Here is a 19,160-nt window from a genome sequence, read left to right on the forward strand (position 1 = left end):
CTCTCAGCCCTCGGGATGCTTCGTGGCCATGCGCCTCATCACGAGGCGCAGCGGCCCGGGCGCGAGCCTCGATGCGGCCGACGCCACACGAACGAACGCGCTCGTCTCGACCACGGGCGCGCCGCGTTCGACCGCACGAAGCGTGAGGGCCGCCACCGCTCCTGCCGATTGCGCGCGCGGATCGGGCTTGTCGTAACCGGGCACGCCTTCGGCCTTCGTGGCGTTCGAGCGAAACGGCGTATCGACAGGCCCCGGGCGGATGACCACGACGCGAACGCCACGCTCGGCGAGCTCGGCGCGCATCGACATCGAGATCGCTTCGAGCGCGAACTTCGAGGCGGCGTAGGCGGCGTAACGCGGAGCCGCGACGATCCCGGCGACCGACGACATCATCACGACCGTGCCGCGCGATTCAGCGAGGGCCGGCGCCGCCAGCTGGACGAGACGGAGCGGCGCGAACACGTTGAGCTCGAACATCTCGCGCATACGGTCGACGTCGATCTGGAGCGCCGGAGCGTAGAATCCGCGACCGGCGTTGTTCACGAGGACGTCGATACCGCCGGCCTCCTCGTTCGCACGGCGAATCAGCTCGAGGCGATACTTCTCGTCGGTCACGTCGCCGGGCACGACGATGGCCTTGCCGCCCGCGTTGACGACGTCCTTCGCCACCTCGTGGAGTGCGTTCTCGCTTCGCGCCGACAACACGAGCTTCGCGCCCCGCGCCGCCCATGCCACCGCAAGCGCCCGCCCAATCCCCATCGACGCGCCGGTCAGCACCACCGTCTTCATGACGCCGAGCGTAGCCTGACCGGCACCATGAACCGAAGAGAGAGTCTGCTCGGCGGGCGTATCGATCGGTCATTCGCCCTCGTCCTCGGCGTCACTCGTGCTGGCGCGGAACTTTGATACGTTCGAGCTCATGGACCCGAAGCAGACGCTCCTCACGAAGCTCGCTCGCATCTTCTCGGACGCCAAGGTCGACGACGGCGAACGCGCAGAGCTCAGGGCGTTTCTCGCCTCGGGGGAGCTCTCGAACACCGAGCTCCGGGCCGTCTTCGAGCAGTTCGTCACCACCACGTGGAAGGCAACGATCGCCGACAACCACGTCAGCGAGCTCGAGAAACAGCGCCTTCGGGAGATCGTGCGCGTGCTCGGTCTCGATGCGAGCGTGTTGCCGAAGGAATGGATCCCGGCGATGCGCGACGAATGACACGCGAGCATCGCCTGCGCCTGCTCTCAGGCGACGCTCGTCGTGGCCCACCCGGTTCCACGGAGCTCACACTCCGTGACCGAATCACTTCGGGAGCGAGCCGCCCGGCGGAACGGCCGTGGTGCAACCGAAGATGATCTCGACCTTGCCGCCTTTGTCTGCCTTGAGCGTATCGCAGAGCGTCGGACACATGATGATCTGCGTCGGATTGGACGTGCTGTCGTAGTGCCAGCCGTTCGGATCCGTACACGTCGCGCTATACGCGAGCGTGGTCTGGGCGCCGCCGCTCGGCGTGTAGTCGACGTTGACCGCGTTGACATCGAGGGTCTGACCCGCGGGCGGCGCCGGCAGCCCGTACTCGCAGCCGAGCTGCGCGTTGGCGATCTGGCCGAGCGCGTTCTCGAGATCCGTCGTGACCTGAGCAGGGCTCGATGTGTTGACGATGATCGCGGTTCCGGTCCCGCCGCCTTCGGCGATCGTGTTGAGGTTGCCGGTATTGCCGACGCCGATCACATAGGTCGGGATCGTGGAAGCGGCCGCTGCCGCGGCGTCGTGAACCGCAGTGATGGTGTTGCCCGTGCAGCCTTTCGGCTGTCCGTCGGTCACGAGGACGACAGCAACTTTGCCGCCATCGGTGACCCCCGCCTTCACCTGCCCCGCGTAGGTGAGAGCACCTTGCAATGCCGCCAGCGTCGGCGTGTCGGTCGTGGGCCCCGTGGCGTCGAGGGCGGCCTTGAAACTGGTGGCGTCGGGCAGCGCCTCCATCGAAACCTGCGGTGTCGTGTACGACGACGCGCTGCAGTCCGCCGTCGACGCGTTCGCATCCTTGCCGAAGAAGGTGAGCGACGCGCGGATGCCGGCCGAAGACGAAGACGCGAAGAAATTCTCGAGCCCCGTCTTGCAAGCGGCCCACTTCGTCGTGCCGCCGACCTTGTCATTCATGCTGATCGAGCGGTCGTACATGAACACGAGGTATGCCGGCGGACGCGTCGCGCCGGCGTTCGACGTTGCGCACGCCGATCCGGGCGTGACGGAGCCGACGTTGCCGACGGAACCACTCGAGCCGCCGGGCGAGCCGACGTTCGAGTCGTTCGGGATGAAGCCGTTGTTGCCTCCCGAAGCGTTGTTCTCACTCGTGCCCTTGCCGAAGGTCGAGTCGTCGGAGGAGCTACCGCACGCCGCCACGGCAATGGAGATCGACAGTCCGGCCGAAACGAGTGAGGCCGAAGCGAGTGACGAGCGAAAAATCATCTGAGCTCCTGACTTCGAAGGCTTGCTCGAATCATATCGTGACCGCGGCCGAGAGCAGGACACGAGCGCAGGCTCACACCGAAATGAGTGAGCAGCGCACGCATCTCTCACACCTCTACCGAGCTTCGGTCCCGCGTGTGACCCCGGAGTGGTCAGGCGGCCGACCGGATTCGCCTCCGTCTTCAACTCTCGTCGAGCCCCCGCGCCGTGGCACCTCCTGAGTTCGACACGCACCGGCCGGGCTCGGCCGCAGATCACTCACACGCGGCCTTGAGCACCTTCGCGACGGTGTCCCACGTTCGCGTGGTCACGTCTTTGCCGAACGTCCGCTCGATGAGTCTCATGAACGCGGGATCTCCCGGGCTGGGTACGTAGGCGCTGAGGGCGTGCAGGCCCTCAGTCGCGAGGATGCGCGCGCCATCTCGCTCGGGAGGGAGCGTGACCGTCTTCGCGGAGGGCTCGCGGAGGAACGTGACGACGCGCTTGGAGCCTTCCGCCAAGCGGAAACGATCGAAGACGCTCGTGGCAACGAGCTCTTCGAGCTCCTCCTGCGCGCGGACGAACGCGACGAACGCGGTCGGCAACTCTCGCTTCATCACACGCTCTGCCTTGTCGGCGATCGCTTGGTTCGGTGCCTTCCGGGCGGAGAAGACGACGTTCCCGCTCGACAGCAAGGTGCGCACCTCGCTGAAGCCCGCCGACTCGAAGGCCCGCTTGAGCTCGGGCATCTTCGCGTTCATGGGGCTCACGCCGCGGAGAAAAGCTGCGTATCGGGCCATGGCACTTGCCTCGCGCAATAGCGCGAATGCATGAGCGTCGCTACTCGCGCACGACTCGGTCGTCGACCGAGCTGGTCATGCGCGCATCTTCTTGGCGATCCAATGATCGGCGCTGATTGAGCCGGCACCGCCGAAAATGAGCCAGACGAAGATCACGATGTAGACGACCTCGGCAGATAGAAGAAATCGCCGAGCGTGTGCACGTCTCCACGGCGCGCGGTGAGAATGGCGACCGTCATGACGACGGCGAGGGCGGCGGCCGCAAAGCGAGTTGCGAGGCAGCGTGAGTTCGCAAAGCTTCTCGCAATCGGCCAGTGGAAAGACAACCTGGCGAGCGCATCGCACGACGGGGCGAGGAGCTCGATCAGCTCATCGTGCCGGTGTCCGGTCGCGTGCGCGTCGAACCCGATGGAAGGGCGATCGCCGAGCTCCGTCCCGGTTGCCTGGTCGGCGAATGGGCTTCTTCACGAAGCGGGCTCCGAGCGCGGACGTCATCGCAATGGAACCGACGCGCACGGTGTCGTGGCGTGACGACGTCCTCCGGAAGCTCCTCGCCACGAACGTCGAGCTTCGAGCCGCCCTGCAGCAGGTGGTCGGCGAAGACCTCGTCGTCAAAATGAAGCGAACATGAAAACGGCGTAGCGCGCTCCAAGGCGACGCTCCGCCGGTCACTCCGGTCGACGCGCGTACCTGCTCACTCGGGGCGCAGGTACGCGTTCTTGATCAGCTTGAGGATGATCTGGACGGTATCGAGGTCCGTCGCGGCGCTCTTGTTGAGCACGGTCTCGAGGTGACCGTAGTTGTGCGCGAGCTGGAGGATGTCGAGCTCCTCCGGCTTCAGATCTTTGAACGGCGGGATGACGGGCTGCGAGAAGACGAGCCGGCTGTTCAAGTCAGGAAGCTCGTTCCTGATCTCGTTGAACTCGTCGAGCTGGCGGAGACCCTCCATGAGGACCTCCTGCACGCTCAGGTTCATCTCGTTCGGGAACTCTCGCTCGTCCGGCGGATCGAGATCGAAGAGGCCCTTTTGCCACGTGAGCATGCGGAAGATGCTCTTCATCGCCTGGACGTCATCCAGGTCGTTGATCGTGGCGTAGTAGATGACGCCCTTGCGGAGATAGATCTTGCCGATGTCGTCGTTCTCGGTGCGGATGACGAGAACGCCGTTCTTCTTCGACGTGGCGAACAGCTGGAGCAGGTCGGGAAGCGGGACTTCCTCGATGCTGCCGCTCATCGTGCGCGCCTGCGTGGTGCGGCGTGCTGCAGCGACGTTCTCGAGGTCGCGCTTGGCGGCGTCCGTGCTCTCTGCCGCGCGGCCGCCCTCTCCGGCGATGACCTTGAGAATGCTGGTTCCGATGAGAACGCGGTCGCCTTCCTTCAGGCGGGCCCGCTTGATCTTCTCACCGTTGACGAAGGTGCCGTTGGTCGACCCAAGGTCTTCGATCCAGATCTGGTCCTGCTGCATGGTGATGCGCGCGTGCTTGCGGCTCACCATGTCCTCGACGAGGACCATGTCCAGATCGCTCGACCGGCCCACGATGATGGGCTTGTCGTTGACGATGGGGAACTCGCCACCCTGGTACTTGCCGCTGATAAAGCGCAAGACGTACGAGCGGCCACCGGCTCCGGGGCGCATCGACGGCACTGATGCCTTCTGGGCGGGATCTTGCATCGTGAGGGGGCCGGGACTCGATTACCACGAACTGGCACAACGGGGTCGAAAACGGGGTGGCGTGAACTTTTTCACAGCGCCGCGCCCGATTTGTCGGGATCTCCCGCCCAATTCCAGCCCAAAGATTATCGAGTCCACCCAAAGATGGTCAAGTCACGGTATGTGACTCCTCGGACATGCCCTCAGACAAGCAAAATTCCGAGGTTTCCGGGCTCCAGACACCCTCTGGAACGACCCGTTTCCGGATCGTGCGCGAGATTTTTCTGAGGGGGGTGACGCTTTTGGCACCCACCGCTCGATCGAGCCCAAGCGCAGCCTTCCGCAGCCGGCCTGGAAGGTCGACAACGATTTCTCCAAGATCTTCGCGGGAGAACTCCTGCTCGCGGTCGATACGCTCAACGTCGACGCCGCCAGCTTCCGCCAAATGGAGGAAGCTGCGCCCGAAGCATCAAGCGCGGCCGGAGGGGGTCCTGAGTCGGCCGAAGCGCGGGTCACGCGGCTCGTGCTCGACACGATCGCGAAGCGAGGCAAGCAGCACAACCCGGTGACCGGCTCGGGCGGCATGCTCCTCGGTCGCGTGCTCCAGGTCGGCCAGGGTCATCCCGACGCCGAGCGCCTGGCCCCTGGCGATCGCGTCGCCACGCTCGTCTCTCTCTCCCTCACGCCGCTCCGCGTCGATCGCGTACTCGACGTGCGGCGTGAGAGCGCGCAGCTCGACGTCGAAGGCGAGGCCGTTCTCTTCGCGAGCGGTGCCTACGCCCGCATGCCCAGCGACATGCCCGATCGTCTCGCGCTCGCCGTGCTCGACGTGGCCGGTGCAGCCCCGCAGGTCGCGCGGCTCGTCTCGTCCGGGGGAAGCGTCTGCATTCTCGGCGCCGGCGGGAAGAGCGGCATCCTCTGCGCGGCCGAAGCGCGCCGTCGTGGAGGACCGAACGCGCGCATCATCGGCGTCGAGAGCTACGGCACGTACGCCGAAGATCTCCGCAAGCTCGGGTTCTGCGACGAGGTCCTCGAGCTCGACGCACGCGATCCGGTCACCCTGCGCAACGCAGCCCTCGCGGCGAACGGTGGCAAGGAGTTCGATCTCTCCTTGTCGTGCGTGAACGTCGCCGACTCCGAGATGAGCGCGATCCTCGTGACGCGTGATCGCGGCACCGCCTACTTCTTCGCGATGTCCACGAGCTTCACGAAGGCCGCGCTGGGCGCCGAGGGCGTCGGCAAAGACGTCGATCTCGTCATCGGCAACGGCTTCGCCCACGGCCACGCGGACCACACGCTCGACATGATGAGGACGTTCCCCGCGGTCCGAGCGCTCTTCGAAAAGCGTTACGGCTGAGCAGCCGCGCTTACGGAAGTGCCGCTTTTCTCGATGAATCGTCATCGAGTGCGGCCCCTCTGCGTGTGACGTCTTCGTGTCGGACCGCTCGAGTCATTTTTCTTTGAACGGTCCGCCGGCCTGCGGTGACGGATAGGCCAAACGGGTAGCGAGAGAGTGCGCAGCGGACGTCCCGCGTGATCTTCACGCGGCGCTTCTGGCGTCGTGCGCGCGGCTCGCGTTCGAAAGGCCCCCTCCCTTGAAGCGAAGATCCCACGCCCTCGTCGGGGCGGCGGCGATCGTGTGCGCCCTCCTCAGCGCATACGGCTCCGCGCGCGCCGATGACCATGTATTGCTTCCCCGAAGCTCACGCAGTTCGTCGAAGCGACGGATCCGCGCGGCGATACGGGGACCGAGCGCGCGACCGTCGAGCTCGAAATCTCGGTCGATCGTGAAGGCAAAGTGTCCGACGTGCGCGTTGCGCGATCGGGCGGCGACGTCCTCGACCAAGCTGCGGTCATCGCGGCGCGCTCGTTCGTGTTCGAGCCCGCCACGCGCGACGGCACGCCGATCCCCGCGAAGATTCGTTACGAGTACGTCTTCGCGGCGCGCACGCCCGAGCCTCCCCCGGTGGCGCCGACGCCCGGTGTCCCGACGAAGCCGGCCGCGCTCGAGATCATCGCGCTCGATCACGACGACAACACGCCCCTCGCAGGCGCCGCCGTCATCGTGACCACGCAAGACGGCACCATGCTCCGCGCGGTCGCCGACGGTCAGGGTGTGTTCCGCATGGAGGACGTGCCGTCGGGCCCCGTCCACGTTGTCGTGACCAAGGACGGCTACGTCTCCGCGCAGCTCGACGAGACGCTCGAACCGGGCATGGCCACGCAGGCCAAGCTTCGCCTCGACAAGACGCCCGATCCGGAGGCCTTCACCGCCACCGCGCGCGTCGACGCTCCGCCGCGCGAAGTCACGAAGCGCACGCTGAGCGGACAGGAGATGACGCGCATCGCCGGCACGCGCGGCGACCCGCTGCGCGCGATCGAGCTCCTCCCCGGCGTGAGCCGCAACAGCTCGGGCAGCAACCCCATTCTTCGCGGTGCGAACCCGCAAGACAGCCAGGTCTTCCTCGAGGGCGGCCCCGTTCCGATCCTCTACCACCTCGGTGGTCTCACGAGCTTCGTCCACTCGCGCGTGATCGACACGGTCGACGTCTATCCGAGCAACTTCGGGGTGCGCTACGGCCGCAAGCTCGGCGGCGTCGTCGACGTGCGCCTCCGCGACCCGAGGACCGACAAGCTCCATGGCATCGCCGACGCGAGCATGATCGACAGCTCGCTCCTCGTCGAAGCGCCTATCGGCGAGAAGTTCGCGGTGCTCGGCGCGGTCCGGCGCAGCAACATCGACGCGTTCCTCAACGCCGCCGCGAACTCGACCGATCTCGCCATCACCGCGGCGCCCGTCTACTGGGATTACCAGACGATCGCCACGTACAAGCCGACCGAGCAGGATCGCTTCCGCATCATGGCCTTCGGCTCGAGCGATCGTTTCGCGCTCATCCTCAAGAAGCCGGCCGACGCCGATCCGGCCATCCGCGGCGCCTTCGACACGCTCTCCGTCTTCCACCGCGTGCAGCTCGGCTATCGCCATCGCTGGGCGAAGGGTTCGGAGCAGAACACGGAGCTCACGTACGGCTGGCTCGTCGACAAGGGCCAATACGGCACGCTCGGTCGGAGCCACTTCGTGATGAACACGATTCAAGGTCGGTCGGAATGGACCGGCGTGGTCTCGCCCGCCCTCCGCGTCACCGCCGGTCTCGACCTCCTCGGTACCCACTTCGACGGCTACTACGAAGGCATCCCGCCGACTGCAGGCGAAGGCGATCAGCCGATGACTGTCTCGGGCCAGAAGCACGTCTTCATCCAGACGGCGCGCTGGGTCATGACGCCGGGCGCGTACTTCGAGGCGGGCATTCGCCCCGTGCCGAGCGTGCTCCTCACGCCGGGCGTCCGCGCCGACTGGAACGATCTCGTCAAGAAGGGCTCGATCGATCCGCGCTTCTCGGGTCGTTGGGAGATCACCGACAAGACGGTGGTGAAGGGCGGCGTCGGCCTCTTCAGCCAGGCTCCCGCCGAGCGCGACTCGGTCGAGCCGATCGGCAACCCCAACATGGACTTCGCACACGCCGTGCACGCGAGCGTGGGCGTCGAGCAGGCCATCACCGACGAGCTTTCGACCTCGGTCGAAGGCTTCTCGAAGTGGCTCTGGAACATGGAGACGGGAACGCCCGACGGCAAAGCGCCCTTCTTCGTCAGCAACCAGAAGGGCCGCATCTACGGCGGTGAATTCATGCTCCGCATGAGGCCCTCCGGACGCTTCTTCGGCTTCCTCTCGTACACGCTCATGCGCAGCGAGCGAAGGGATGCGGATCAAAACGACTACCGCCTCTTCGATCGCGACCAGACGCACATCATGAGCGCCTCCGCCGTGTACCGACTCGGTCACGGATGGGAAGTGGGCGGAAGCTTCCGCTACACGAGCGGCACGCCGTTCACGCCCGTCGTCGGCAGCTCGTACAACGCCTCGACCGACACGTATTCGTCGCGCCTCGGCGCTTCGATGAGCGACCGGAACCCGGCCTTCACGCGCCTCGATGCGCGCGTCGAAAAGAAGTGGACCTTCTCGCAGTGGAGTCTTGCCGTGTACCTCGACGTCCAGAACGTCCTCAACTCGCCGAACCGCGAAGGCTTCAGCTACAACTACGACTACTCGCAGCGTCAGGCTGCGCGCGGTCTGCCGATCTTCCCGAGCCTCGGAATTCGAGGTGAGCTGTGAAGCGCGCTCGCGTCCCCTCGCCCATGCCGCTCGCGATGCTCGCGATCGCGTCGACCATCGCCTCGGCAGCCGGGTGCGACGACAACATCAACAAGGGCTGGCTCATCGACAAGACCCGCGTGCTCGGCGCGCAGGTGAGTGCCGAGAGCGACACGACGCGCGCCTCGCTGTCGGCCGGAGAGCGCGGCACAGTGACCTGGCTCGTCGCTTCGCCGGGCGCTCCGCCGAAGCTCTCCTGGGCCTACGCACTCTGCGCTCCGCCGGAAGGCAACTTCGCGTCGGCTCACTGCGAAGGTCCCGCGTTGGGATCGGGATCGGGTGAGGGCGACGGTGAGCTCGTCCCGATGGACATGATCGTTCCACCGGCCGAGGCGCTGGTGAACGCCCCCGTCCTCCTCATGCTGACCGCGTTCTGCGCGAACGGCTCGACGACGCTCGATCCGCAGGCCTTCACGGCGACGTGCAGCGGTGGCGGCAGCGCGATGCTCGCGTCGACGCTCATCGACGTGACGGCGCTAGAGACGAACCACAACCCGGTCATCGCCGACGACGCCGTGAGCATCACGGGCGGCGCCAAGCTTCCGCCCGCGCGCGGAGGCATCGCCGGATCGCCGTGCACGCCGTCGAACGAAGTCATCGGCGTTCCGCCCGATACGAAGCCGGACGTGTTCTACCAGTTCCGCGCGCAGGACCGGGAGGAGTTCCCGAGCTCGCCGGACAAGTTCGAGGCCCTCCAGCTCTCCACCTTCACGACGTCGGGCGAGTTCGATCGCCAGTACGCCGCGCTCGATCCCAACGAGGGACTGCCCAAGGACGCCAAGATCGAGTGGGACGTGGGCGGTGCGCCCGCGGAGGGCAAGCTCGTCCGCTTCTACTTCGTCCTCCGCGACAACCGCGGCGGCATGGGCTTCGCGGTGCGCGAGGCCTGCGTTCACCCGTGACTGCAAGACACCGTGCGCCGCGTTCGGCGCGTTGATTCGATTTTTCGAGAAAGAACAGGAGACCGTCCGATGCAGATCGAAAACAAGCTTCGTGCACTCGCGGGAATGGGCGCGGGTTGGGTCATGTGGCTCTTGCTCTCGCTGAGCGTGCTCATCCTCGCCATCGCCATCGAGCGCGCCATCGTCCTTTTTCGCTCGCGCGACGACATCGCCAAGCTCCGTCGCAACCTGGCAAGTTCCCTGGGCCGAGGCGATTTGACAGCCGCGCGTGGTCTCGTCGTTGCCTCGCCCTCGGTCGAAGCACGCGTCCTCGCCGCGGGCCTTGGCGCGATGCCGCGCGGGCCGGCCGCCGTCGAAGAACGCCTCGCCAGTGAGGCGCAGCTCGCCAAGCTCTCGATGGAGCGCCGGCTCGCCATCCTCGGCACCATCGGGTCGAACGCACCGTTCATCGGTCTGCTCGGCACCGTCATCGGCATCATCCGCGCCTTCCACGCGCTCGACGCGAGCGGCGGCCAGGTGTCGACCGCGCTCATGTCCGAAATCGGTGAAGCCCTCACGGCAACGGCCGTTGGTCTCTTCGTCGCCCTCCCCGCCGTGGCGCTCTTCAACTTCTTCCAGAAGGCCATCGCCTCGCGCATCTCGATGGCCGAAGCCCTTGGTCGCGAAATGCTCTCCTACGTGAAGGACGAGCGCCGCGCTCTCACCGACGAGGCTGCGTGATGGGTGCCTCGCTCGGTGGTGGAAAAGACAGCGGCATGATGACGGACATCAACGTCACGCCCCTCGTCGACGTCGTCCTCGTCTTGCTCGTCCTCATGATGGTCACGGCCACGGCCATGGCGAACCGCACGATCCCGCTCGAGCTGCCGAAAGCGCAGACCGGCGAGAGTGACGGCAAAAAGAGACCTCTCGTCCTGTCCGTCGACGAAGGTGGTGCCCTGTTCCTCGACACGCAGCGCGTCTCCGACGCCGAGGTTCGCGCGAAGGCCAAGGAGGTCGCCGCGGCCGATCAGCAGGCAAGCGCCATCCTCGCCGCCGACGGTCGCGCGCGCCACGAAACGGTCGTCCACGCGCTCGAGCTCCTTCGCGCCGAGCGCATCTCCAAGATCGCCATCGTCGTCCGTGGCGACACGGGACGAAAATGATGACCGTCGAGGAATTCTCCGAGCTCCACACGGAGAGCGATCGAAGCCTCCTCGCCTGGATCGTACCCGCGAGCTTGATTGTCCACGTCGCGGCCTTCGCGATTCTGCCGAACCGCGCCACGCCGCACCCCGCCCCGCCTCCGCCGCTCGTCATCGAAGTGGCGGACATCCCCGCGCCCGAGCCTCCGCCGCCTCCGCCGCCTCCGCCGGAGGAGCCGAAGCCCGAGCCCGCCGCGCCCGAACCCCAGGTCGCGCCCACTCCGCAGAAGATGGCGGCAGCCCCGGCACGAACCGAGTCTCGCCCCACGACGCAGGCCCAGAACGATCCGCCGCCTTCGGACGAACCGCCCGCCGACTTCACCGGCACGGTCATGTCGAACGACGGTCCCGGTATCGCCGTTCGCGCTGGAAGCGGCGGCGGCGGAACGGGGCGTGGACCGGCAACGGGACCTGCTCCCGCGAAGGCCGACCCGGGACCTGCCCGTCCGGCCGGTCCCCGCTTCGTCGCCGCGCGCGACCTCTCGAAGCCTCCGCGCGCACCGGTCGGTCTCGATGGCGCACTCGAGCGCAATTACCCGACCGAAGCCAAGCGCGCAGGCATCGCCGGTAAGGCCGTGCTTCGCGTGAAGATCCTTCCCGATGGACGCGTCGGCGGCGTCGAGCGCGTCAGCGAGTCGTATCCGGGCTTCGGTGAAGCCTGCGAGAAGACGGTGCGAAGCGCGCCCTGGGAGCCGCCGATCGATCGCGAAGGAGCTCCGGTCGGCACCGAGATCACCTACACGTGCCGATTCGAGGTAAGGAGCTAGCGATGTCTCGGACAATCCGACGACGACGCATCGCACTGCTCGTGGGCCTTGCCGTCGCGCTCGTCGCGACGTGCGAAGTGGCCCACGCGCAGTCGAGCGGGTCGGCCGCCGGAAGCGTTCCTTCGATGCAGCCGGCCTATACGCTCGAGGTCGACTCCGACTCTCCCGACGAAATCTCCTACGAGGCCCTCGCAGCGCGCGTCCAGAACGAGCTCGGCGGTACCGTCGTTCGCCCCAGCGCGGGGACACCGACCCGCGCGGCCATCCTCGTTCGCTGGCGGACGCAGGAGCGCAAGCTCACCGTGCGCGCGTCGCACGTCGGAGGGCAGCTCGTCGAGCGCACCGTCGAATCGAAGGGCAACGCCGCGGCGGTTCAACGGGAAGCCGTCCTCCTCGCCGGCAATCTAGGACGCGATCAAGCCCGCGAACTCATCGACGAGCTTGCGAGTCGCGCGCCGAAGCCGGAAGTCGAGCCCGAGCCCGAGCCCGAGCCCGAAGAAGAGAAGCTGGAGGAACCGCCTCCTTCCAAAGCGGCACGCGATGACGGCCGCCAGCCGATCTCGATTAGCTTCTTCTACCCCGTCGCGACGAACTGGGGCCGGCCCGACGTTCGTACGAGCCTCAACCTGGAGCTCCTCTACGGTCGCATCGGAAGGCTCGATGGCATGCAGGCCGGCGCGGGCGTCGGCTACGCCTCGGGTGCAGTCAACGGCGTTCAGCTCAATGCGCTCGGTCAAGGCGCCCAAGGCGACGTGCGGGGCTTGCAGCTCTCCGTCGGCGGGAACGTCGCCCTCGGCGACCTACGAGGCTGGCAGACGACGGTCGGCATCAACGTCGTCGGCGGGAACATGCGAGGCCTCCAGCTATCGACCGGTGTGAACGTGGCGCTGAAGGAAGTGAGGGGCCTCCAGCTCACCACCGGCGTGAACTTCGCCCGCGGTCCGACGCGCGCTCTGCAGGTCGCTACGGGCGTCAATATGTCGACCGGCCCGACCCAAGGCGCGCAGCTCTCGAGCGGCGTGAATGCGGCCGAGGAGATCACGGGTCTCCAGCTCGGCATCCTCAACATCGCGCGCCACGTGAAGGGTGCTCAGATCGGCATCGTCAACATCGCCGAAGAGGTCGACGGAGCCGCCATCGGCCTCCTCAGCATCACGCGGACGAGCATCCATCCGGTCGTCTGGGTCGGCAACCTCAACTACGTGAACATGGGCGTGAAGTTCACGTTCAAGTACATGTACACGACGATTGCGCTGACCCTCGGGAGCCTCGAGAGCAGCGAGGTTGCCACGGGCGGAACGGCCGCGCTGGGCGCACACCTCCCCCTGCCGGGAAGATTCGACGTCGACCTCGAGGGTGCGTACTCGAACGTGTCCACGAAGTTCGCCTACGCCGGCACCGTCGACAACGACTCCGCCCACGTACGGCTGCTCCCTGGCTATGTCTTTGCGCCGCGGCTCCGCGTGTTCGCGGGGGGTGGCGTGCGCATTCCGGCACGTTTCTCGGTGGGAAGCTCGAGCGTACGGCCTGAGTTCGTAGCGGGCGTGCAGTTCTGACGTGGTAAACAAGCGAGGTCGCCCGTTTGGGGCCCCTCGAAAAAGTTCAGGGGGCTTTGAACGGTGGCGAAGGCTGCGGGTACGAATCACGCAGCACCATGAGCTCCGCCCCGATGCACCTGGTGCCCGACAGTAGCCGACACGGCAGTGTCGAAGAGATCGACGATACCCCGCACGGGCTCGTCATGCGTCTCGCGCGCTCCGATGCGGCCGCCATCACCGCGGTTTACCGGCAGCACCATCTGACGGTCCGTGCCTTTGCTCAGCGCCTCGTCGGTGACGTCGAGGCGGCCGAGGATCTCGTCCAAGAAGTCTTCGTTGCACTTCCCAACGCCATTTCCCGCTTCCGAGGGGACGCCTCACTCCGAACCTTTTTGATCTCCATCGCCGTGAACCACGCCAAGAACCACGTCCGCGCGGCCGCCAGACGCCGTGCCGCTCTGTCGCGCCTCGCGCTCGAACCAGAGCCGGACAACGACTGCCCCGAGCAAGATCTCGAACGCCGCCAACTCGGCGATCGCTTGGTCCTCGCGCTCGACGAGCTGCCGCTCGAACAGCGTGTCGTGGTGGTCTTGAGCGAGATCGAAGAGCGCACGAGCGGCGAGATCGCGAAGATCGTCGGAGCGCCCGAAGGAACGATTCGCACGCGACTCTTTCACGCGAAGCGCAAGCTCCGCGAGCTCGTTGGAGGGACCGATGGTTGATCGCCTCGATGAGCGAGACCAGCGAGACGACGACTCCAGCCTGGACGGAGCTTTCCGTGCGCTGCGCGATCGCTACGACGGAACGCATGCGCAGAGCGACGCCACGTTGCGCCGCGTGCTGCTCGGCACACGCAAGCAGCAGCAGTCGCGCAAAGTGACACGCTGGGCGATCCTGCCCATCGCCGCCACCCTGGTAGCGTCGACCGCCTGGGCCGGGGCGACCGGAAAGCTGGCCGTCGCCTATCACGCGATGAGCGAGATGCTCCACTCGTCCGAGACCAGCGAGACATCGCCGTCGAAGCCGGTACCCAACACCCCGCAGAATGCTCGCGCGCCGATGCCCGCCGCGACGCAGGAGCCTGCGCCCGCGAGTGCCGAACCCGAGCCCACGCCGGAGCCTGAGGCACCGAAGCCGGTCGAATCGGCGAACGCTCCGATCTCCGAGCAGGTGCCCGCTCCGGCCGCGCCCGCGAAAGTGGCCCCTGCCCCGCGCGAGAGCGCGCATCCTGCGACCACGGCGCTCGCCGCGCCCACGCCTCCTCCCGCGGAGACGACCCCTACCGCACGAACGAACGAACCCTCGAAGCCGAGCACGGCATCGAGCACAGCCGAGCCTTCCGATCCCAACGCGGCGCTCTTCGCCGAGGCGCACCGCGTCCACTTCGTCGAGCGTGACGCGGCGCGTGCACTGACCGCGTGGGACGCCTATCTGGCCGCCGATCCGAACGGACGGTTCGTGCCGGAGGCTCGCTACAACCGAGCGATCGCACTCATTCGACTCGGGCGCAGCGCCGAGGCGCAGAACGTTCTGCAGTCCTTCGCAGCCGGCAATTTCGGTGACTACCACCGCTCCGACGCACGCCAGTTGCTCGACGCGCTGAAGCGCGACGAGTGACACCGCGCGAAGAGGGCGCGCCGTCTTGACGACGGGCGGAGGCAAAGGTTTCCTCCGCGCCAAATGGACTTCACCCCTCGCCCGATCGACGCCGTCGCCAAAGAACTCGGACTCGGCCCGGAGGACTACGAGCTCTACGGTCGCGGAAAGGCCAAGCTCGAGCTGTCACTCCTCGATCGCCCCGCGCGTGCGAAGGGTCGGCTCGTTCTCGTCACGGCCATCAACCCCACGCCCGCGGGTGAAGGCAAGACGACCACGTCGATCAGCCTCGCGATGGGCATGCGTCGGCTCGGCAAGAACGCGGTGCTCGCCCTGCGTGAGCCTTCGCTCGGTCCGGTCTTCGGCGTGAAGGGTGGCGGCACGGGCGGCGGCAAGGCCTCGCTCACCCCGGCCGACGACATCAATCTCCACTTCACGGGCGACATCCACGCGATCACCACCGCGCACAACCTTCTCTCTGCGCTCGCCGACAACACCGCCTACTTCGGCGACGTGGTCGCGGACAAAGGCGAGCTCGACCCGCGCCAGATCTCGTGGGGACGCGCGCTCGACATGAACGACCGCTTCCTCCGCAAGTGCATCCTCGGGCTCGGCGGCAAGGCGAGCGGCATCCCGCGCGAGGAGCGCTTCGACATCACCGCGGCGAGCGAAATCATGGCCATCATGGCGCTCGCCTCGAACTACAAGGATCTCGAAGAACGACTCTCACGCATCGTGATCGGCCAGACGTACGACGGCAAGACGATCACCGCGGGCGACATCCAGGCCTCGAGCGCGATGACGGCTGTGCTGCGTGACGCCCTCAAGCCGAACCTCGTGCAGACGCAAGAGGGCGGCCCCGCCATCGTGCACTGCGGTCCGTTCGGCAACATCGCGCACGGCTGCAACAGCATCCTCGCCACGCGCCTCGCCATGAACCTCGGCGACTACGCCATCACCGAGGCCGGCTTCGGCTTCGACCTCGGCGGCGAGAAGTTCCTCGACATCAAGTGCCGCACGGCCGGCATCTGGCCGCGAGCCGTCGTCATCGTCGCCACGCTCCGCGCTCTCAAGATGCACGGCGGCGCGCCCATCAAGACATGCGGCGAGCCCGACGTCGAGCACCTCAAACGCGGCATCGAGCATCTCGAGAAGCATCTCGAGACCGCGTACGCGTATGGCCTCAAGCCGATCGTCGCCATCAACGTCTTCCCGAACGACGTGGCGCAGGAGCTCGAGATGGTCGAGCACTCGGTGGCGAGCCTCGGCGCACGCCTCGCGCGCTCGGAGGGCTTCAGCAAGGGTGGCGAAGGCGCCATCGAGCTCGCCAAGGTCGTGAGCGAGGTGGTCGACGCAACCGACGCGGCGCCGCCCGAGCCGAAGTACGCCTACGAGCTCGAAGACAGCGCGCACGACAAGATCCACAAGGTCGCGCGCACGGTCTACGGCGCGAAAGACGTGCTCTTCACGGCAGCCGCGGAGAAGCAGCTTCAGCGCATTCGCGAGCTCGGCTACGGCAAACTCCCCGTCTGCATGGCCAAGACGCAGATGTCGCTCACCGACGATCCGGCCGTCCACGGCCGACCGCGCGACTTCACCATCACGGTGCGTGAAGTTCGTCTGAGCGCCGGCGCAGGTTTCCTCGTCGCGCTCACCGGCGACGTGATGACGATGCCGGGCCTGCCCAAGGTCCCCGCCTCACGCAGCATTCGCTTGCTGCCCGACGGCACGATCAAAGGCTTGATGCAGAACGACTGACGCACCGCTTCGTGCGCAGGTGATTGGCCTCACGTGGTGGCCCGACGATCCACGTGAGGTCGCTCGCGCGCGACGTGCCGGAATTCCGCGAGTTGCTAGGTGACGCGCGATGCGAGCTCGGCGCCCGTCGTGGGGATCGGCGTGGCGAGCGCATCCTCTCCACCGGGCAGCGAGATCACGAACTTCGTGCCGAAGCCCGTCTGACTCTGCACGTGGATGCTTCCACCTGCGTTCTGCACGATGCTCTGACTGATCGCGAGACCGAGACCCGTGCCCTGCTCTTTCGTCGTGAAGAACGGCACGAACAGGTTCTTGAGGACCTTCTGGCTGATGCCCGGCCCGGTATCGTGCACGGAGATCTCGACGACCTCGGCGTCGTCGGGACGCGAGGCGCCGTTGCGATCGCTCGGCGGCGGCGCCGTCACCCACGCGCTGCGCGAAGCGCGTCGATGGGCGGTGGTGATCGTGACGCAGCCTCGCCCGTCCATGGCTTGGATGGCGTTCTGAACGAGGTTCAAGAGAACCTGGCGCAGCTTCTCGGGGTCGATGCGCGCGCGCGGCAGTGGGTCGGAGAGATCGAGCTTCACCTCGGTCTCTTCCGTCTGCTGGCTCGACAGAATCTGCACGGTTCGCCGAACCGCCGCATTGATGTCGACCGGGATGGGATTGCCGGCGTGCGGGCGCGCGTAGTCGAGGAAGCTTCCGACGACGCGATTCAGCCGATCCGTCTCCTCGAGGATGATGCCGAGGAACTCCTTGGTGGTCGCGTCCGCATCGGCGCCCGAGCCGCCGACCTCTTCGAGGAGCTGCGCGGCGCCCTTGATGGCTCCGAGCGGGTTTTTGACTTCGTGCGCGAGACCGGCGGCCATCGAGCCGAGCGCGGCAAGGCGGTCTCGCTCCTTCATGCGCGCGTAGATTCGGCTGTTCGCGATCGCAACGCCCATCTGTGCGGCCACGGTCTCGAGAAGCGAAATCTCTTCCGGCGTGAAGGCGTCACGCACGCGATCGTCGGCCACGAGCAAGAGGCCGACGAGCTCTTCACCGTCGCCACGAATCGCAAGCACGACGGAGCTATTGAGAGGTCCGAGCGCCTCGGCGGCGGTGAGCAGCGGCACCAATCCTTCGCGCGCGGCGTTGCCATCTTTGCCGTCACGCTCACCTTCGATCTCGTGTGCGATCTCTTCGAGCGAGAGCGAGAGCCCTAGGCGCTCGAGGAGCGGACGCATGGCGAGCGCCTCGAGTCGAGGCCTGGGGTGCGCGCCGACCGAGCCGACGAGATCGAATCCGGCGTCGTCGAGGTCGCGCAAGTAGACGGCGCACGACGTCACTCGGCGCGAGCGCTCGAGGCCGGCGAGGACGACCTGGATCATCTCCTCGTTCTCGAGCGTGTGGGCGAGGCGACGGCGGAGCTCGAGAACGCTCGTTTCGAGGTCGTACCGCTCACGGAAGAAGAAGCGATTGATGCGCGTCTCGACCTCGTGCTCGAGCGGCTCGAAGAGAACGAGGAAGACGATCGCCGCGAGAACGGCGTTCAGGTACATCGCGCCGAAGCGACCGATGTACGTGATGAACACGTAGAAGATGCCGGCAAGCGCGAACGCGAGCGCGGTGGAGACGAGCAGGCGTCCCGACAGCTCGTAGAGGTCCGCGAGGCGCGAGCGGGTGAGCGACTCGGCGAGCACGAAGAGGAAGATGATCGCCAGCACCGCGCCGATTGGCGGCAGGTACACGCCGAGGAACGAGACGAAGTCGGCGAGCGTGAAGGTCATCGCCAGCGCACCGACGGCGGCGAGGAACCGGATGCGGTCGCGAATGGCGCGCGATGGGCTCGCCTGACCGCGGCGCCACAGCGAGATGAGCGCCGCGGCGAGCAGACCGAAGACGTACGAATAGACGGCACCTAGAACGAGCGCGCGCACCGCCGCCGATGCGTTCTGATAAGGCGTCAGAACGACGGCCAGCATCGGAACACCGAGCGCCGCGGCGATTCGTGGGAGCCTCGCGGTCGAAGGAGGCAGAGCCTTGCCGTCGTCCCTCGGGCCCTCCTCCGGCGTGATGGACCGGAAGAGGTGCACCGCGAACTGCGGGAGCATGACCGTGAGCACGGCTGTCGCCCGCTCGAACACCATCTTCTGCGCGTCCTGCATGAGGTCCGCGAGCGATTGGCTCACGTACCAGAACGCCAGACACGTCGAGAACGCGGCGAAGAGCCAGTGCTGCATGCGCCGTCCGCGCAAGAGCATGGACAGCGCGATCGCGAACGCGATGACGCCACAGAACAGCGTCGTCCGTGCGCGGATGTCACCCATGGCTG

16 protein-coding genes and 1 pseudogene are annotated in these 19,160 nt (G+C 66.7%); 12 read left to right on the forward strand and 5 right to left on the reverse strand.

The window, feature by feature from the left end; all coding sequences use genetic code 11:
- Nucleotides 1–3 precede the first annotated feature (3 nt).
- Nucleotides 4–789: an SDR family NAD(P)-dependent oxidoreductase gene (locus tag AKJ09_RS12380; protein WP_146647397.1), complete on the reverse strand. Its 786-nt coding sequence runs from the start codon at nt 787–789 to the stop codon at nt 4–6.
- Between the two features lie 130 nt (nt 790–919).
- On the opposite strand from AKJ09_RS12380, the gene AKJ09_RS12385 reads away from it, so the two are divergent.
- Nucleotides 920–1,210, forward strand: coding sequence for a hypothetical protein (locus AKJ09_RS12385; RefSeq protein WP_146647398.1), 291 nt, complete (start codon nt 920–922; stop codon nt 1,208–1,210).
- Nucleotides 1,211–1,294: 84 nt separating this feature from the next.
- Here the strand turns inward: AKJ09_RS12385 and AKJ09_RS12390 are convergent, their stop codons facing one another.
- Together AKJ09_RS12390 and AKJ09_RS12395 are read right to left on the reverse strand one after the other, a co-directional pair.
- A complete protein-coding gene (locus tag AKJ09_RS12390) occupies nt 1,295–2,461 on the reverse strand; it encodes a vWA domain-containing protein (RefSeq protein ID WP_146647399.1) in 1,167 nt (388 codons plus the stop codon).
- 254 nt (nt 2,462–2,715) lie between these two features.
- Nucleotides 2,716–3,240, reverse strand: a complete 525-nt coding sequence (locus AKJ09_RS12395; RefSeq protein ID WP_146647400.1) for a DUF1697 domain-containing protein — start codon at nt 3,238–3,240, stop codon at nt 2,716–2,718.
- 454 nt (nt 3,241–3,694) lie between these two features.
- On the opposite strand from AKJ09_RS12395, the gene AKJ09_RS54790 reads away from it, so the two are divergent.
- Nucleotides 3,695–3,871, forward strand: coding sequence for a cyclic nucleotide-binding domain-containing protein (locus tag AKJ09_RS54790; RefSeq protein ID WP_240488459.1), 177 nt, complete (start codon nt 3,695–3,697; stop codon nt 3,869–3,871).
- 63 nt (nt 3,872–3,934) lie between these two features.
- Here the strand turns inward: AKJ09_RS54790 and AKJ09_RS12405 are convergent, their stop codons facing one another.
- Nucleotides 3,935–4,876: a DUF4388 domain-containing protein gene (locus AKJ09_RS12405; RefSeq protein ID WP_146647402.1), complete on the reverse strand. Its 942-nt coding sequence runs from the start codon at nt 4,874–4,876 to the stop codon at nt 3,935–3,937.
- Between the two features lie 307 nt (nt 4,877–5,183).
- Here AKJ09_RS12405 and kdd point away from each other — a divergent pair.
- From kdd to AKJ09_RS12460, 10 genes and pseudogenes are all read left to right on the forward strand, one after another.
- Nucleotides 5,184–6,248 (forward strand): annotated as a pseudogene (gene kdd / locus AKJ09_RS12410) (L-erythro-3,5-diaminohexanoate dehydrogenase); the annotation flags it as partial.
- Between the two features lie 330 nt (nt 6,249–6,578).
- Nucleotides 6,579–9,062 carry a TonB family protein gene (locus AKJ09_RS12415; RefSeq protein WP_275936734.1) on the forward strand — a complete coding sequence of 828 codons (2,484 nt, stop codon included), beginning with the start codon at nt 6,579–6,581 and terminating at the stop codon, nt 9,060–9,062.
- Nucleotides 9,059–10,003 carry a hypothetical protein gene (locus AKJ09_RS12420; RefSeq protein WP_146647405.1) on the forward strand — a complete coding sequence of 315 codons (945 nt, stop codon included), beginning with the start codon at nt 9,059–9,061 and terminating at the stop codon, nt 10,001–10,003. The genes AKJ09_RS12415 and AKJ09_RS12420 overlap by 4 nt, the downstream gene beginning before the upstream one ends.
- Nucleotides 10,004–10,072: 69 nt before the next feature.
- Nucleotides 10,073–10,723 carry a MotA/TolQ/ExbB proton channel family protein gene (locus AKJ09_RS12425; RefSeq protein ID WP_146647406.1) on the forward strand — a complete coding sequence of 217 codons (651 nt, stop codon included), beginning with the start codon at nt 10,073–10,075 and terminating at the stop codon, nt 10,721–10,723.
- A complete protein-coding gene (locus AKJ09_RS12430; RefSeq protein ID WP_146647407.1) occupies nt 10,723–11,148 on the forward strand; it encodes an ExbD/TolR family protein in 426 nt (141 codons plus the stop codon). The genes AKJ09_RS12425 and AKJ09_RS12430 overlap by 1 nt, the downstream gene beginning before the upstream one ends.
- Nucleotides 11,145–11,954, forward strand: coding sequence for an energy transducer TonB (locus AKJ09_RS12435; protein WP_146647408.1), 810 nt, complete (start codon nt 11,145–11,147; stop codon nt 11,952–11,954). Before AKJ09_RS12430 ends, AKJ09_RS12435 begins: the two co-directional genes overlap by 4 nt.
- Before the next feature lie 2 nt (nt 11,955–11,956).
- Nucleotides 11,957–13,510: an LA_2272 family surface repeat-containing protein gene (locus AKJ09_RS52890; protein ID WP_169927479.1), complete on the forward strand. Its 1,554-nt coding sequence runs from the start codon at nt 11,957–11,959 to the stop codon at nt 13,508–13,510.
- A 98-nt stretch (nt 13,511–13,608) separates the two neighbouring features.
- Nucleotides 13,609–14,214, forward strand: a complete 606-nt coding sequence (locus AKJ09_RS12445; RefSeq protein WP_146647409.1) for an RNA polymerase sigma factor — start codon at nt 13,609–13,611, stop codon at nt 14,212–14,214.
- Entirely contained in the window at nt 14,207–15,109 is a 903-nt protein-coding gene (locus AKJ09_RS52895; protein ID WP_169927480.1) for a tetratricopeptide repeat protein, read from the forward strand. Before AKJ09_RS12445 ends, AKJ09_RS52895 begins: the two co-directional genes overlap by 8 nt.
- 63 nt (nt 15,110–15,172) lie before the next feature.
- On the forward strand, nt 15,173–16,846 hold the full coding sequence (locus tag AKJ09_RS12460) for a formate--tetrahydrofolate ligase (protein ID WP_146647411.1): 1,674 nt from the start codon (nt 15,173–15,175) through the stop codon (nt 16,844–16,846).
- 95 nt (nt 16,847–16,941) lie between these two features.
- On the opposite strand, the gene AKJ09_RS12465 is transcribed toward AKJ09_RS12460, so the two are convergent.
- A complete protein-coding gene (locus AKJ09_RS12465) occupies nt 16,942–19,155 on the reverse strand; it encodes an ATP-binding protein (RefSeq protein WP_146647412.1) in 2,214 nt (737 codons plus the stop codon).
- Nucleotides 19,156–19,160 lie beyond the last annotated feature (5 nt).

This window comes from Labilithrix luteola (assembly GCF_001263205.1).
Classification (GTDB): domain Bacteria; phylum Myxococcota_A; class Polyangia; order Polyangiales; family Polyangiaceae; genus Labilithrix; species Labilithrix luteola.